The sequence below is a fragment of the Nonomuraea sp. NPDC051941 genome (genome assembly GCF_044593615.1).
In genome coordinates, this window is sequence record NZ_JBIUCF010000001.1 from 686,597 (window position 1) to 701,013 (window position 14,417).

15 protein-coding genes are annotated in these 14,417 nt (G+C 72.4%); 8 read left to right on the top strand and 7 right to left on the bottom strand.

All coding sequences use genetic code 11. The features are described from left to right. The first annotated feature begins 16 nt into the window (after window positions 1–16). The 4 genes from ACIHFD_RS03140 (at window position 17) to ACIHFD_RS03155 (ending at window position 3,986) form a co-directional block, all read left to right on the top strand. Window positions 17–958, top strand: coding sequence for a winged helix DNA-binding domain-containing protein (locus tag ACIHFD_RS03140; RefSeq protein WP_350722324.1), 942 nt, complete (start codon window positions 17–19; stop codon window positions 956–958). Between the two features lie 66 nt (window positions 959–1,024). Beyond that, the gene (locus tag ACIHFD_RS03145) at window positions 1,025–1,636 is read left to right on the top strand and encodes an RNA polymerase sigma factor (protein ID WP_397365326.1); all 612 of its coding nucleotides are present in this window, start codon (window positions 1,025–1,027) and stop codon (window positions 1,634–1,636) included. Further along, window positions 1,629–2,378, top strand: coding sequence for a hypothetical protein (locus tag ACIHFD_RS03150; RefSeq protein WP_397365327.1), 750 nt, complete (start codon window positions 1,629–1,631; stop codon window positions 2,376–2,378). The genes ACIHFD_RS03145 and ACIHFD_RS03150 overlap by 8 nt, the downstream gene beginning before the upstream one ends. A 54-nt stretch (window positions 2,379–2,432) precedes the next feature. Then, window positions 2,433–3,986: a heparinase II/III family protein gene (locus ACIHFD_RS03155; RefSeq protein ID WP_397365328.1), complete on the top strand. Its 1,554-nt coding sequence runs from the start codon at window positions 2,433–2,435 to the stop codon at window positions 3,984–3,986. Here the strand turns inward: ACIHFD_RS03155 and ACIHFD_RS03160 are convergent. The 4 genes from ACIHFD_RS03160 to ACIHFD_RS03175 form a co-directional block, all read right to left on the bottom strand. After that, a complete protein-coding gene (locus ACIHFD_RS03160; RefSeq protein WP_397365329.1) occupies window positions 3,959–5,053 on the bottom strand; it encodes an FAD-dependent monooxygenase in 1,095 nt (364 codons plus the stop codon). The two genes, ACIHFD_RS03155 and ACIHFD_RS03160, sit on opposite strands and share 28 nt — an antisense overlap. A gap of 89 nt (window positions 5,054–5,142) precedes the next feature. Further along, complete coding sequence (locus ACIHFD_RS03165) at window positions 5,143–5,814, bottom strand: maleylpyruvate isomerase family mycothiol-dependent enzyme (protein WP_397365330.1); 672 nt, start codon at window positions 5,812–5,814, stop codon at window positions 5,143–5,145. Further along, entirely contained in the window at window positions 5,807–6,631 is an 825-nt protein-coding gene (locus ACIHFD_RS03170) for a fumarylacetoacetate hydrolase family protein (protein ID WP_397365331.1), read from the bottom strand. Before ACIHFD_RS03170 ends, ACIHFD_RS03165 begins: the two co-directional genes overlap by 8 nt. Further along, entirely contained in the window at window positions 6,628–7,668 is a 1,041-nt protein-coding gene (locus ACIHFD_RS03175; protein WP_397365332.1) for a cupin domain-containing protein, read from the bottom strand. The genes ACIHFD_RS03170 and ACIHFD_RS03175 overlap by 4 nt, the downstream gene beginning before the upstream one ends. Window positions 7,669–7,716: 48 nt before the next feature. On the opposite strand from ACIHFD_RS03175, the gene ACIHFD_RS03180 reads away from it, so the two are divergent. After that, window positions 7,717–8,472, top strand: coding sequence for an IclR family transcriptional regulator (locus ACIHFD_RS03180; RefSeq protein WP_397365333.1), 756 nt, complete (start codon window positions 7,717–7,719; stop codon window positions 8,470–8,472). A gap of 33 nt (window positions 8,473–8,505) precedes the next feature. Next, complete coding sequence (locus ACIHFD_RS03185; protein ID WP_397365334.1) at window positions 8,506–9,273, top strand: Clp protease N-terminal domain-containing protein; 768 nt, start codon at window positions 8,506–8,508, stop codon at window positions 9,271–9,273. Between the two features lie 85 nt (window positions 9,274–9,358). Here the strand turns inward: ACIHFD_RS03185 and corA are convergent, their stop codons facing one another. From corA to ACIHFD_RS03200, 3 genes are read right to left on the bottom strand one after another with little or no spacing between them, the layout of a single operon-like run. Then, entirely contained in the window at window positions 9,359–10,477 is a 1,119-nt protein-coding gene (corA, locus tag ACIHFD_RS03190) for a magnesium/cobalt transporter CorA (RefSeq protein ID WP_397365335.1), read from the bottom strand. Window positions 10,478–10,491: 14 nt separating this feature from the next. Further along, the gene (locus tag ACIHFD_RS03195; protein WP_397365336.1) at window positions 10,492–10,959 is read right to left on the bottom strand and encodes a nuclear transport factor 2 family protein; all 468 of its coding nucleotides are present in this window, start codon (window positions 10,957–10,959) and stop codon (window positions 10,492–10,494) included. A 7-nt stretch (window positions 10,960–10,966) separates the two neighbouring features. Then, complete coding sequence (locus ACIHFD_RS03200; protein WP_397365337.1) at window positions 10,967–11,851, bottom strand: amidohydrolase family protein; 885 nt, start codon at window positions 11,849–11,851, stop codon at window positions 10,967–10,969. 34 nt (window positions 11,852–11,885) lie between these two features. Between ACIHFD_RS03200 and ACIHFD_RS03205 the strand changes: the two genes are divergently transcribed. Beyond that, window positions 11,886–12,584, top strand: coding sequence for a M50 family metallopeptidase (locus ACIHFD_RS03205; RefSeq protein ID WP_397365338.1), 699 nt, complete (start codon window positions 11,886–11,888; stop codon window positions 12,582–12,584). Between the two features lie 45 nt (window positions 12,585–12,629). Continuing rightward, window positions 12,630–14,411 carry a protein kinase gene (locus ACIHFD_RS03210; protein WP_397365339.1) on the top strand — a complete coding sequence of 594 codons (1,782 nt, stop codon included), beginning with the start codon at window positions 12,630–12,632 and terminating at the stop codon, window positions 14,409–14,411. Window positions 14,412–14,417: the final 6 nt, after the last annotated feature.

The following is a 14,417-nucleotide window of genomic DNA, read 5'->3' on the forward strand; positions in this document are numbered from 1 at the left end:
GGTGAACATGAGAAGCGTGGAGTCCCAGCTCCTGCATCGCCCCCCGGGCCTGGCGGCCGGCGAGATCGTCAGACATCTGGCGGCGATGCAGGCCCAGGACGTCCCCTCCGCCCTGCTCGCCTTCCGCGCCCGCTCCGCCACCCTCACCAGGCAGGACGTCGAGGCCGCGGTGACCTCCCGCGAGATCGTCAGAACCTGGGGCCCGCGCGGCACCCTCCATTTCGCGCACGCCGACGACCTGCCCTGGCTGCACGCCCTCACCGCCCGCGCCACGAACACTCTGCGCCGCCTCCACGAGGAAGGCGTCACCGGCGACGACCTGCTCGGGCTCATCGCCGGCGCCCTCGAAGGCCAGGGCCCGCTCACCAAGGCCGACCTGGAGGAGCGCCTGGCGGGCCGGGCCACCGGCCAGGGGGTCGTGCACCTGGTGGGGCTGGCCGCGCACCACGGCCTGGCCGTGCTGGGCCCGCTCCGCGCGGGCAAGCCCACGTACGTGCACGCCGCCGACTGGCTGGGCGCCCCCATCACCCCCGAGCCCGACCGGGACCGCGCGCTCAAGGAGCTGGGCACCCGTTACCGCCGCGCCCACCGGCCCGCCGAGCCCGAGGACCTGGCCGCCTGGTCGGGCCTGCCGCTCGGCGAGGCCCGCACGGCCTGGCGCCTGAGCGCCGCCCCTCCGCCGCCCGCCCGCACGGAGGAGGAGCCGGTGGCCCGCCTCGCGCCCGCCTTCGACGAGTACCTGATGGGCTGGCGCAGCCGCGACCCGATCCTGGCCGCCGAGCACGCCAGGAAGGTGTTCCCGGGGGGAGGCATCCTGCGGCCGGTCGTGCTGGTGGGCGGGGTGATCAGGGGCGTGTGGGGGCGCAAGGGCGCGCGGGCGAGCGTCGAGCCGTTCGACGAGCTGCCGGACGGCCTGCTCGACGCCGAGATCGCGGACGTCCGCCGTTTTCTGGAATGAGAGCGTGAAAGCAAACCGGTGCATCGGGTGATAAGAGATGACCACTGATTCACCGGAAGGCAGCGCATGACGGGGGAGACCATCGCGACGCCGGCGGCATGGACGGCTCGCGCGCACGTCCACGGGGGGACGCGCAGCTCGCCGCCGAACGTTCTCGACGACACCGACGGTTTCGCCGCGGTGTTCGGCGCCCACTTCGGCGAGATCCACACCTACGTCGCCCAGCGGCTCGGCCCCGACCACGCCGAGGACGTCGTGGCCGAGACGTTCCTCACCGCGTTCCGCAAGCGGGCGCAGTACGACCCGGCCCGCGCGAACGTGCGCGCCTGGCTGTACGGCATCGCCACGAACCTCATCGGCAAGCACCGCCGCCTCGAGGCCCGCACCCTGCGCGCGCTCGGCCGCTGCGCCCCCGACCCCGAGTCCCCCGGGCACGAGGACTCGGTCGCCCGCCGCGTCAGCGCCCAGAGCCTGCGGCCCGAGCTGGCCGCCGCCCTGGCCGAGCTCGACCGCCGCGACCGCGACGTCCTGCTGCTCGTCGCGCTCGCCGGGCTGAGCCACGACGAGATCGCCACCGCGCTCGGCATCCCGTACGGCACTGTCGGGTCCCGCCTGAACCGGGCCAGGAAGAAGCTGCGCGCCCTGCTCGGCGAGATCGAGGTGTTCGTCCGTGGATGAGATGGAGCACATCAAGGACCTGTACGGCCGGCCGCAGTCCGATCCGGACGCCCAGGCCAGGGTGTGGCGGCGGGTGACGGTGGCACGCAGGCGCAGGCGGCTGTCGTGGCTGGTGCTCCCCGCCGTGGCGATGGCCCTGGCGGCGGCGTTCGTGATCTATCAACCGGCCCCCACCGGACGATCCGTGCTGCTGGCGGCGGCCGGCACCGCCGCCTCGGGCCACGTTCCGGACGGGACGTACTGGCACATCAAGAAGGTCCGGGACGGGTCCCAGGTGGTCGGGCTCTGGGCGGCCAGGGACGGCCGGGCGTGGACCCTGGAACAGGGCCGGATCACGCAGGTCAAGGGACGGTCGCCGTTCAGCATGGCGGGGCGTGACCTGACGTTCCAGCAGATCGAGAGCCTTCCCACGGACCCGGACGCGCTCAGGGAGCGGGTCGCGGGCATGCTGCCGTCCAAGGGCCTGCTCGCCGACGCGCTCAGCGGCCTGCTGTGGACCAAGCCGTCCCCGCCCGCCGTGCGCGCCGCCGCCTACCGCGCGCTCGCCGACCTGCCCGAGGTCCGTTACCTGGGCGAGCGCGACCGCGGTGAGGCGTTCTCGTACACGCTGCCCGACGGCACCCAGCGGACGCTCGTCATCGACCCGGCGACCTCGCAGGTGCTCTCCCGCACCGACAACGGGCCGTCCCCGGGCACAGAGCGCGTGATCGAGGCAGGCTGGACCGACCGGGGTCCCCGCTAGAGCATTCCGACGCCGGCGCGTGGGTTTCGCGCGCCCTGAAACAGGAGTCCCGACGTGTTCTGGCGTGCGATCTCGGGCAAAGCCATCTGCCTGAGCGACCAGTTTCCCTTGATCAAGGTGGAGGAGGTGATGCGCGGGCAGGTCACGTTCGTCGGCCTGCCGCCGGTCGAGCTGGGTACGGAGGTCGACTGGACCGCGAACCCGCACGGCAACCGCTCCTGGGCGCTGAACCTGCACACGCTGCGCTGGATGGGCCGGCTGGTCGCCGAGTACGAGCGCTCGGGCGAGCCCGCGTACCTCGACCGCGCGAGCAGCCTGGCCGAGCACTGGATCCGCGAGAACCCGCACGGCGGCCGCGGGGTCAGCCCGTGGGCGTGGGCCGAGCACGCGGTCGCGTTACGCGCCCCCGCGCTCGTGTGCCTCAGCGAGCACGTGCGGAGCCGGGCACTGTGGAACAGCCTCGCCGAGCACGGGGAGATCCTGGCCGACTCGTCGCTCTACCGCGCGGGCCACAACCACGGCCTGGACCAGGACATCGGGCTGCTCGTCGTCGGCTGCCGGCTCGGCCGGGCACGCTGGCGCGATCTGGCCATCCGCAGGATGACCGCCTCCGCCGAGCTGGCCATCGACGCTCAGGGGGTGCTGCAGGAGCAGGCCCCCCGCTACGGCCTGTACGTGCACCGGCGGCTCGGCACGGCGCTGCGGGCGATCGGCGAGAGCGGCGCCGCACCGCCCCAGCGGCTCATCGCCCGGCGGGCCGCGCTGGAGGCGTACGTCGCGCACGCCACCCAGCCCGACGGCCGCCTCGCCCCGATCGGCGACAGCCCGGCCGACACCCGCGCCGACGGCTTCCCGCACGAGGGGCCGGTGGTGCGGGTGTTCGACGGCGGGTACGTCTTCGGCAGGACCGCCTGGGACGACCCGCGGTCCGCCTTCTACTCGATCAGGTTCGGGCCCGGGCGGCGGCTGCACGGGCACGAGGACCACCTCGGCGTCACCTACAGCGCCCAGGGCCGCCGGATCCTCGTCGAGGCCGGGTTCCACTCCTACGAGCGCACTGGATACGTGGAGTGGACGCGCTCGCCCGAGGCGCACAACGTGCCCGTCGTGGCCGGGACCTTCCGTCCGGGGACGGCCACGCGGCTCGTCGGATCGTCCGTCGAGCCGTCGCGCCAGTCCTTCGAGCTGGCCGACGACGCCTACGGGGTGACCAGGACCCGGCGCGTCCTCGTCAACCACGGGCCCGACCTGATGGCCGTGCACGACTCCGTCGAGGGCGGAACCCTGCGCAGCCTGTGGCACTTCGACCCGTCGCTGCAGGTGGTCTCCCGGGGCGACGGCCGGGTGGTGCTGGGGGACGGGGACTGGCGGGTGACGCTGCTGCAGCTCCCGGGGGCGGGGCAGGGGGTGCGGCCCGGGCTGGCCTCGACCGGTTACCTGCGGACCGCCGAGGTGGCGACCGTGGTGTCCCCCGCCGCCCCGAGTGTGCTGACCGTGATCGTGCCGGGCGCGGCCGATCCGCGCGTGTCGGTCTCCGGCGACGCGCTGACCGTCCACACCCCGGACGGCCCCGTCACCCTTCACCCCCCGTACAGCCAGTCGACGTAGTCGTGGGCGGCCAGGTCCCTGGTCCGGAACAGCTCGTTGCGCAGCACCCGGGCCACGCCGTCCACGTGCCAGATGTCGCCCCACAGCCGCGCCGTCGTCTGCACGCGCGCCGTCCTCGGCACGCGGCTCTCCTGGTACGCGGCCAGCGCCCGGTCCCAGTCGCCGGCGGCCGACTGCTCGGCCAGCTCGTGGGCGTCCTCGATGGCCTGGCAGGCGCCCTGGGCCAGGTACTGGAGCATGGGGTGGGCGGCGTCCCCCAGGAGGGCGAGCCTGCCCCGCACCCAGGTGCCGATGGGCGGGCGGTCGAGCATGGGCCAGTGGCGCTCTCGCCACAGGTACGGCAGGCCCTTGCCGATCGCGTCGCAGCAGCCGTCGAAGGCCGCCTCCAGGTCGCCGGGGCCGCGGAAGACGGCCACCTGGTTGAGCAGCTCGCCGCCGCGCAGGGCGTACTGGACGAAGTGGCAGCCGGGGCCCAGGTACGCGACCACGTCGGAGACGTCGAAGTCCTCGGGAAGCGGACGGGTGCCCCTATAAGCGACAAATCCGGAATCGTGGGGTTGGTCGGCGACGAGCTGCGCCCGCAGGACCGACTGCAGGCCGTCCGCCGCGACCACCACGTCACCCTCGTGCACCTCGCCGTCCGCGCAGTGGGCCCTGGCGCGTCCGGCGTCCACCCGCTCGACGTGCCGGCCGTTCAGCAGCTCCACGCCCGCGGCCGCGCAGGCCCGCAGGAGGACGGCGTGCAGGTCGCCGCGGTGCGCCACCACGTAGGGGCCGCCGTAGCGGTGCCGGAAACCCTCGCCCAGGTCGAGGTGGGTGAGCTCCTCGCCGGTCATGGCGTCCCTGAAGACCAGCCGCCGGGGGAGCACGCCCCTCTCGATCACCTGGTCCAGCAGGCCCCAGCGGTGGAGCACGCGGGTGGCGTTGGGGCCGAGCTGCAACCCGGCGCCCACCTCGCCGAACTCGGCCGACCGCTCCAGAACCCGGACCGTCCGCCCGGCCCTCGCCTGCGCGAAGGCGGCCGCCAGCCCGCCGATGCCGCCTCCGACGACGACCACCTCGACCACGAGCCCTCCTCTCCACCGACGACGCCCGCACCCGGACCGAGCCTTCAGAGCCCGAGCCTTCAGAGCCCGAGCCTTCAGAGCCCGAGCCTTCAGAGCCAGCGGCCGATGGCGGGGGCGGCGGGATCGGGGGCGGGGCCGCGCCCGGTGACCCAGGCGGCCAGCTCGGCGGCCGTACCCCGCGCCTCCGGCAGGCCGTCCCCATCGGATGGCCAGGTGGTGAGGCGGTCGGTGGGGCGCAGGACCATCGCGGGTTCCTCGCCGCGCCGTGCCCACAGCGCCGTCACATCCGTGAGCAGCGCGTCCACCAGCTCGCCCGGTAGATCCTCGAACCGCCCGCCCAGGTCCACACCGTGCACCCACACCTCGCGGGTCCGCAGCCACACCACCTCGGACGCGGGCACGAGCCGCCCCTGAGCGGTCCGCACCCGGGCCTCCCACTGGTCTCCGGACAGCTCGCCCAGGGCGTCGCGCAGCTCCTCGGACGTCTCCCTGGCCAGGCTCTCCAGCGCGGCGGCGTCCAGCCGGGCGGCCAGGTCCTCGATCTCGGCGTCACGGGCCTCGGCCGAGGCGTACATCGGGCGTTCCTCACCCGTGCGCGCCCAATACACCAGTCTGCCGAGAGCTCGGGCGTTCGCGGCGACGTGCGCCACCACGTGCCGTCCCGACCACCCGGGCAGCCTGCTCGGCCGTCCGAGGTCGGCGCCGCGTACCTGTGCCTCGAAGTACGCGGTGCCGGCGTCCATCCAGCCCAGGTCAGGCATCTCGGCGCGCCACGTTGACCAGCTCGCCGAGGCCCGCGATCCGGGTCACGACCTTGTTCCCGTCGGCGAGGTAGCGCGGAGGCTTGCGGGCGTGGCCGACGCCTCCGGGCGTGCCGGTGGCGATGACGTCCCCGGGCTGGAGCGTGATGATCCGTGACACGTACGAGATCAGCTCGGCCGGGCCGAACACCAGGTCGGACGTGTCCGTCTCCTGCACCACCTCGCCGTCCACCTCGCACTGCATGGTCATCGTCACGCCCTCGAGCTCGTCCGGGGTGACGAGGTACGGGCCGAACGGCGTGCTCGACTCGAAGGTCTTGCCCTGGAGCCACTGCAGCGTGCGGTACTGGTAGTCGCGGGCGGTCACGTCGTTGATCACGGAGTAGCCGGCGATGGAGGCCGCCGCCTGCTCGGGCGACACGTTCCGGGCCGCCGTGCCGATGATCACCGCCAGCTCGGCCTCCCAGTCGACGGCGTCGGAGACGGCGGGTAGCGCGATGTCGTCGTACGGCCCGACCAGCGCCTCGGCGAACTTGGCGAACAGCGTCGGATGCTCCGGCAGCTCCCGCCCCATCTCCAGGATGTGGTTGCGGTAATTGAGCCCCACGCAGACGATCTTCCCCGGCCTCGGCACGACGGGGGCGAGGTCGGCCGTGGACAGGGGATGCCGGGGCCCGTCGGCGGCGGCCGCCACCTCCCGCCAGCGCGGATCGGCCAGCAGCGCCCCGACATCGGGCGCGCCGACCTCCACGGCAAGGTCGCCGTCGATTCTGGCGGCGGTCGTACGGTGCGGCAGCCGCAGCGTCGCGAGCCTCACACGAACTCCTCTCGATATTGACGCAGGCCCTCGAAAACGGGCGTGTCAGCGAAACGGAACAGGTCGAAACGGGTCTCGGCGCGGAACGACCACGCGCACCACGACGGCACCACGACGAGGTCGCCGCGCGACAGCCGCCGCTCCGCGCCGTCGAGGGTCACGAACCCCTCGCCGTCGAACACCTGGTACACCGACGACCCCACCTCTCTCCGCGCGGCCGTCGCGGTCCCCGCCCGCAGCCGGTGGAACTCGGCCCTGATTGTCGGCATGACGTCGCCGCCGGTGGTGGGGTTGGTGTAGCGGACGGCGGCGTGGCCGGGCTCGACGGTCCCGGGGTGGCCCTCGTCCTCCAGCGCCAGCTGCTCGTCCAGCGCCCGGTCGGTGTGCTCCCAGCGGTACGCGGCTATCGGCGAGCTGGGCGTGGCTTGCAGCGCCGAGACGGGACGCAGCCCCGGGTGCGCCCACAGCCGTTCCGAACGCGACACGCTCGGCGTCGTCACGTCGGTGACCTGGTCGGGGCCGAACTCGAAGAACGAGGTGTCGGTGTAGTGCACGAGCGGGATGTCCAGCCCGTCGATCCAGGCCATGGGCGCGTCGGTGGTGTTGTGGTGCCCGTGGAAGTGCCAGCCGGGAGTCAGCAGGAAGTCGCCGCGCCGCATGGCGACCGGGTCGCCGTTCACGACGGTCCAGACACCTTCGCCCTCGACGACGAAGCGGAAGGCGTTCTGGGTGTGGCGGTGCTCGGGGGCGACCTCGCGCGGCCCCAGGTACTGGATGGCCGCCCAGAGGGTCGGCGTCGCGTACGGCATCCCGCCCAGGCCGGGATTGGCCAGCGCGATGGCCCGCCGCTCGCCGCCGCGCCCGACGGGCACCAGCTCGCCGGCCCGCTCGGCCAGCGGGTAGAGCGTCTTCCACTCCCACACGTGCGGGCGCGCCTTCGGCTTCGGGTGCTCCGGCATCAGGTCGCCGACCTGCGTCCACAACGGAATCAGGCCTTCCGCCGCGAAGTCGGCGTAGAGCCTCTCCTCTGGGTTCATGGAGCCCACGCTAGGAGGTGATTCTGCATACGGCACTAGCATTCTGCTATGAAGAACAGGCCCGCCTATGCCCTGGGCTCCGTCGACAACGTGCTGCTGCTCCTGCACATGCTGCGCGACCAGGGCCACCTCAAGGTCGCCGACGTCGCCAGGGAGCTGGGCATCGCCCGCTCGACCGCCCACCGCCTGCTGGCCATGCTCGTCTACCGCGACTTCGCCGTGCAGGACGAGCAGCACACGTACCTGCCGGGGCCGTTCCTCACCTCGACGCAGGCCGGCGCGGGCGGGGCGGTCCTGCGCGAGCTGCGCGCCCGGGTCAGGCCGGTGATGGAGGCCCTGTGCGCGCGGGCCGCGGAGACCGTGAACCTCATGCTCCGGGTCGGTACGGAGGTGCGCTTCCTGGACAGCGTGGAGTCGTCGCAGATCCTGCACGTCGGCGACCGCCGCGGCACGATCCTGCCCGCCCGCCGGGCCTCCGGCGGCAAGGTCCTGCTCGCCACTCTGCCCCCCGACCAGCTCCGCGACCTCTATCCCGACCTTTCCGACCACGAGCGCGCGACCCTGACCCGCGAGCTCGACGACGTCAGTGCCCGCGGCTACGCGCTCAACATCGACGGCACGGAACGCGGCGTCTCCGCCATCGGCGCGACCCTGCGCAACGGGAACGGCGTCGCTCTGGCCGCCCTGTCGATCTCGGCCCCCTCGGCCCGCTTCGGCCCGGACCGGGTGGGGTTCTTCGCGGCTCAGCTGAAGGCCGCGGTCAGGGAGGCCGAACAGGCGCTGACCGATTTCCCCGACGCTTGACGTGTGTAACCCCATGGGGGTTATCGTAGGGGTATGCCAAAGATTAACGTCTACCTGCCGGACGAACTCGCGGAAGCGGTCAAGCAGGCCGGGGTGCCGGTGTCGGCGGTGTGCCAGCGCGCGCTGGAGCAGGCGGTCCGCCGGGTGACCGCCATCAGGGAGACCGTCCTGAGCGACCTCGACCTCGAAGAGCCGACCGGGGCGCTGAGGCACCTGACGCCCAGGACGCGCACCGTCCTCAAACTGGCCGCCGACCAGGCCAGGGCGGAAGGAGCCGCAGCCGTCGGCACCGAGCACCTGCTGGGCGCCATGCTGAGCGAGGGGACCAACCTGGCGCTGCACGTCCTGCGGGCCGTGGAGATCGACCACGAGCAGGTCGGCCGCGACCTCGCCCGCCACCAGCCCGCCCCCGGCGCGGCCGGCGGCTCGGAGCCGCGCAACTTCAGCGGGGCGGCGGCCAACGCGCTGGAGTTCGCCGTCACGGAGGCGACCTCACTCGGCCACAACTACGTGGGCTGCGAGCACCTCCTGCTCGGCCTCGTCGCCGAGCCCGACGGGACCGCCGGCCAGGTCCTGCGCGGGCTGGGCGCCGAGCCCAGGCTCACCAGGCGCGCCGTGGTGGCGGCCCTGGCCGGGTACGTCCACCTGCGGGCGCAGACGCAGCAGGACGCCGAGGCCCAGGGAGACCAGGGCCGGCCCGCCGCCGTCCAGGCGATGCTGTCCGCCGCCGTCCGCCAGGAGCTGCAGCCCCTCGTCCAGCGGCTCGAGCGGCTGGAAGCGCACGTGGGGCTGGACACCTGAGGATCGTGAGGTGTCCGCCGCCATCCGCGTCACCCTGGTGGCCCTGATCGTGGTCGGGATCGTGATCGGGGCCACGTGGTGACGCTCAGAGCCAGTCGCGGCGTTTGAAGACGAGATAAAGGGTCAGACAGACGGCCGCCATCAGCACGATCGCGAATGGGTACCCGAATGCCCAGTGCGTTTCCGGCATGAAATCGAAATTCATCCCGTAAATGGTTCCGACCAATGTCGGAGCGAACAGGATGGCGGCCCAGGCGGAGATCTTCTTGACCTCCTCGCCCTGCTGGATGCTCGCCTCCGTCATCCGGGCCATCTCCGCGTTCTGCGCCTGCGTCACCAGCGTCGAGTTGACGACCAGGATGTCCTGCAGCATCTGCCGGAACGCGGAGATCCGCTCCGACACCGTGATCGCGTGGTCGGCCACGTCACGCAGGTAGCTCTGCAGCTCGTCGTTCATCCCGTGCTTGGAGGCCCCAGCGATGAACGCGTGGAGCATGCCCACCAGCGGCGCCGTCGCCCGCTGGAACTCGATCACCTCGCCGGACAGCTCGTAGACCCGCCGCGACACCGACGGGTCGCCGCCGAAGACCTGGACCTCGATCTCCTCGATGTCCTTCTGCAGCCCGGCCACCACCGGGGCATAGCCGTCGACCACAGCGTCGAGGATGGCGTACAGGACGGCCTGCGGGCCCTGCCGCAGCAGCTCGGGCTCGGACTCCATGCGCTTGCGGACGGCCTGGAGGTCGGGGGCCTCGGCATGGCGTACGGTGATCACGAAGTTGGGGCCGATGAAGACGTGCACCTCCCCGAACGCGACCTCCTCCACGTCGTCCAGGTAGCGCGCGGCCCGCAGCACCACGAACAGCGTGTCGCCGTAGCGGTCGGCCTTGGGTCGCTGGGAGCCGACGATCGCGTCCTCCAGCGCCAGCTCGTGCAGCTCGAACTCCTCGCCGAGCTTGACCAGCTCCCACTCCTTCGGCCGGTAGAGGCCGATCCAGGCCATGCTGTCCGGCATCTCCTTGAGCCGCTCGAAGGCGTCGGCCAGAGAGCCGGGGGTGTCGACGCGCCTGCCGTCGCGGTAGATGGCGTTGTCGATGACGGTCGGCCGGTAGGGCCGCTCCTCCGTGGCACGCGGGTCCATCGAGTGCTCGGGCGCTTCCTCGTGGACGTCGCCGCTGCGCCTGAACCCCTTCACCCTGGCCATGGCCCTCCCTGGACCTAAGAGAGCTCGTCGAGCCGTTGCGTGGCGCGGTCTCTGATGGTCTTGCGCCACATCGGCGTCCAGCCGAACAGCAGCCCGTGCGGCCTGCCCAGCGCCATCTTCGACCAGCGCCTGAAGTCGAATTCGTCGTGGTGGCGGACGATCAGGTCGCCCTCGAACCTGAACAGCGCGTCGATCTCGTTGACGACCTGGCGCCCGGTCCTGGAGAAGGTGTAGCGGGACGTCCAGTGCGCGGTGCCGGTGAAGTCGTCGGCCGTCACGTCGCCGTAGGTGGATCTGAGGCCGTCGCGCACGCCGAGCTGCAGCCGCCACATCGTCATCACGCGGTCACGCCCCTCGACCTCCTGGAAGATCGGATCGCCGAAGCTGATCTCGGGGTGGTAGCAGCGCTCCATGGCCGCGAAGTCCGCGCGCCCCAGAGCGTCGTAGAAAGCGCCGATGAGCGCGACGTGCCGATCGTTCACTCCTCTATCAGATCATGGCCGCTGCGTTGCCCCAGCACACCGCCCGCAACCAGGCATCGCCCAGGTCGAGCCGGGCGAGCGCGTCGAGCTGATGGGCATAAGGATATGGAATCGTCGGGAAGTCACTACCGAGCACCACCTTGCCTGAAATGCCCAGATCAAGCAATGCCGGCCGCAGCCGCGGGGGGAACGGCATGCCCAGCTCGGCGAAGTCGGTGAACGCCATCGTGGTGTCCAGCGCGACCCGCTCGTAGCGGGCGGCCAGCTCGAAGAACGGGTCGTACTCCGGCATCCCCAGATGCGCGATCACCACCCGCAGCCGCGGATGCCTGCGCAGCACCTCGCCGATCGGCCCGGGGCCGATGTGCCCGCCCGGCACGGGCACCGAACTGGCGTGCGTCACCACCGGCACCCCGGCCTCCGCCAGCAGCCCCCAGACCTCGTCCAGCTCGGCGGCCCGCGGGTCGAACCCGCCGACCTGGAGATGCACCTTGAAGATCCTGGCCCCGTCCTCCAGAGCGCGGCGCACGTACTCCACGACGCCAGGCTCGGGGTAGAAGGTCGCCGAAGGGAGGCATCCAGGTGTACGGCGGGCGAAATCCAGCGTCCAGGCGTTGAGATCGAGCGCCATGTCCGGCTTGTGCGCGTAGGCGAGAGCGGGGAACGTGCGCACGCCCATGGCCCGCAGCAGCGCGACCCGCTCCTCCGCCGGCCACTCGTACTCGATCTTCCAGCCGTTCCCCATCAGCGGGCCGCCGTGCCTGAAGTGGTGCCACACCCGCCGCTCCATCCGCTCCGGCAGGAAGTGGACGTGCAGGTCGATCAGGCCGGGCAACCCGAGCCCGCGCCACCAGTCCGGAATCCGGGCGTCAGAATCTTGTTCTGTGGCCACGCAGGAGACTCTACCTGGATAGGGTTTCTCCTCGATGGAACAGCTCTGGGCCCACCTGATCAAGGTTCAGCCTGACCCCGACCCCTGGGTCGTGGGGGTCTCGGCTCTCGCCGCGTTCGTGCTCGTCGGCTTCCGCATGCCCTGGCAGGTGACCAGAGGCCTGATCACGATCGCCCACGAGGGCGGCCACGCGCTGATGGCGCTGGTCACCCGGCGCAAACTCGAAGGCATCCGCCTCCACTCCGACACCTCCGGCGTGACGCTGACCAGGGGCAGGCCCACCGGGCTTGGCATGGTGCTGACCGCGCTCGCCGGCTATGTGGCGCCTCCGCTGCTGGGGCTGGGCGCCGCCTGGCTGACCGAGATGGGGCACATCACGCTGCTGATCTGGAGCGTGCTGCTGTTCCTGGTCTGCATGCTGCTGCTGATCCGCAACCTGTACGGCGCGCTGATCCTGCTCGCCACCGGCGGCGCCGTGTTCGCCCTGATCATGTACGCGCCCGCCGAGGTCCAGCAGGTCGTCGCCCTGGTCGCGGTCTGGTTCCTGCTGTTCGGCGGGATCAGGCCGATCATCGAGCTGCAGCGCAAGCGGAGCAGGCGGCAGGCGCGAGACTCCGACGCTGACCAGCTGGCCAGGCTGACGTTCCTGCCCGGCGGGTTCTACGTGTTCCTCTTCCTGCTGGTGTCGGTCGCGTCCGCGGCCTTCGGCGCGTACCTCATGAATCCGCTCTAACCCCCAAAATTCGCACTAAACTCGCCTGCAACAGGGGGGAGTGCCGTGCTGCCAGTCGAGGACGCGCCCGGCTACCGGGTACTCGATCAGGCGGGCCAGGGCGGCTTCGCCGTCGTGTACCGCGCCTACCAGGAGCGCCTCGACCGGGTCGTGGCGCTCAAGGTGCTGTCCGTCGACCGGGTCGACCAGCGCACGATGCGCAGGTTCCAGCGCGAGCTGCAGCTCACCGGCCGCCTGACCGGCCACCCCAACGTCGTCACCGTCTTCGACACCGGCGTCACCCGCTCCGGCAAGCCGTACATCGCGATGGACTACTTCGAGAACGGCTCGCTGCGCGACAGGGTCCGCAAGGAGGGGCCGCTGCCGGTGCCCGACGTGCTGCGGGCCGGGGTGAAGCTGGCCGGGGCGCTGGCCGCCGTACACGAGGCCGGGGTCCTGCACGGCGACATCAAGCCGCAGAACATCCTCGTCTCCCGGTACGGCGAGCCCGCCATCGCCGACTTCGGCGTGGCCCGGGTCGTGGACTCCTCGGAGATCTCGGCCACGTCGCAGGCGTTCACCCCGCTGCACGCCGCCCCCGAGGTGCTCACCGGCCAGCCGCACTCGGCCTCGACCGACATCTACTCGCTCGGCTCGACCCTCTACCACCTGCTGGCCGGCCAGCCCGCCTTCCACAACCCGACGGACCCGTCGATCGCGCCCCTGATGTACCGGGTGCTCAGCGTCGAGCCGCCCCCGATCAACCGCTCCGACGTGCCGCCGCCGGTCCTCGAGACGGTCATGCGGGCGATGTCCAAGCAGCCCGAGGTGCGGTACGGGTCGGCGCGGGAGCTCGCCCGGCGGCTGCAGGAGGTGCAGGCCGAGCTGGGCCTGCCGGTGACCGACCTGGTGGGCCAGGACCCCGGCCCGGGACCGGCGATGTCCACGGTGCCCCGCCCCCGCCTCGACGACCCGCCCACCGGCGAACCCCAGCCCCCGGGGAGCCCTCAGCACACGGGGAGCCCTCAGCCCCCGGGGAGCCCCCAGCTCCCGACCACGGGCAACCACCTGCCGTCCACGGGCAGCCATCTCCCGACCACCGGCAACCACCTGCCCGGCGGCACCGGCGGGCCGTCGCCGTTCGCCCCCGAGGCGCGGCCGTCGCCCTTCGCGCCGGAGGCGCAGCCGTCACCGTTCGCGCCGGAAGCGCGGGCGGCGGGCACCGGCGGCATGCACGCCACCGGCCGGCACGGGCCGGGAATCGCCGGCATCCCTGGGGGCGGGCATCCGGGCGCGCCCACACCACCCGCGATCGCCTCGGCCACCACTCCGCCGGGGCGGGGCGGGACGACCGCGCCGGGCGGAGGGGGGCGCCTGCCACGGGGCCTCGTGATCGGCGCCGCCGTTGCGGCCGTCGTCGTGGGCGGCACGAGCGCGGCCGTCTACCTGTCGCTCCAGCAGAACGAGCCATCACAGACCACCCAGCCCTCGGCGTCCGAGCCGGGCACCCGGGACACCGAGGCCATCGACAAGCAGTCCGTGGCCGCGCTGACCCCGCGCGGCCTGAAGGTGACCGCCGACCAGGGCGCCCTCGTCGAGCTGAAGTGGACGCTCCCCGCGGCCGCCCGCCGCTACCCGGTGGTCCTCCAGCGTTCCCCGCTCAAGAGGGGCGAGCAGGCCGTCACCGCCCTGGGCCAGGGCGCCACCACGACCCGCGTCGCGGGACTGGACCCGAGCACCGGCTACTGCTTCCTGGTGGGCGTCCTGCTGCGCGTCTCGGAGAGCTCGACGGTCGCCTGGTCGAAGCCCACGTGCATCAGGGGCGCCGTCGCCCGCTCGAACCCGTAGCCCGCG

Excerpts from the sequence above, each read along its gene's own strand:
- ACIHFD_RS03175 (WP_397365332.1), bottom strand. The coding sequence starts at position 7,668 with ATGAACCCAGAGGAGAGGCTCTACGCCGACTTCGCGGCGGAAGGCCTG.
- ACIHFD_RS03145 (WP_397365326.1), top strand. The coding sequence starts at position 1,025 with ATGACGGGGGAGACCATCGCGACGCCGGCGGCATGGACGGCTCGCGCG.
- ACIHFD_RS03180 (WP_397365333.1), top strand. The coding sequence starts at position 7,717 with ATGAAGAACAGGCCCGCCTATGCCCTGGGCTCCGTCGACAACGTGCTG.
- corA (WP_397365335.1), bottom strand. The coding sequence starts at position 10,477 with ATGGCCAGGGTGAAGGGGTTCAGGCGCAGCGGCGACGTCCACGAGGAA.
- ACIHFD_RS03185 (WP_397365334.1), top strand. The coding sequence starts at position 8,506 with ATGCCAAAGATTAACGTCTACCTGCCGGACGAACTCGCGGAAGCGGTC.
- ACIHFD_RS03165 (WP_397365330.1), bottom strand. The coding sequence starts at position 5,814 with ATGCCTGACCTGGGCTGGATGGACGCCGGCACCGCGTACTTCGAGGCA.
- ACIHFD_RS03205 (WP_397365338.1), top strand. The coding sequence starts at position 11,886 with ATGGAACAGCTCTGGGCCCACCTGATCAAGGTTCAGCCTGACCCCGAC.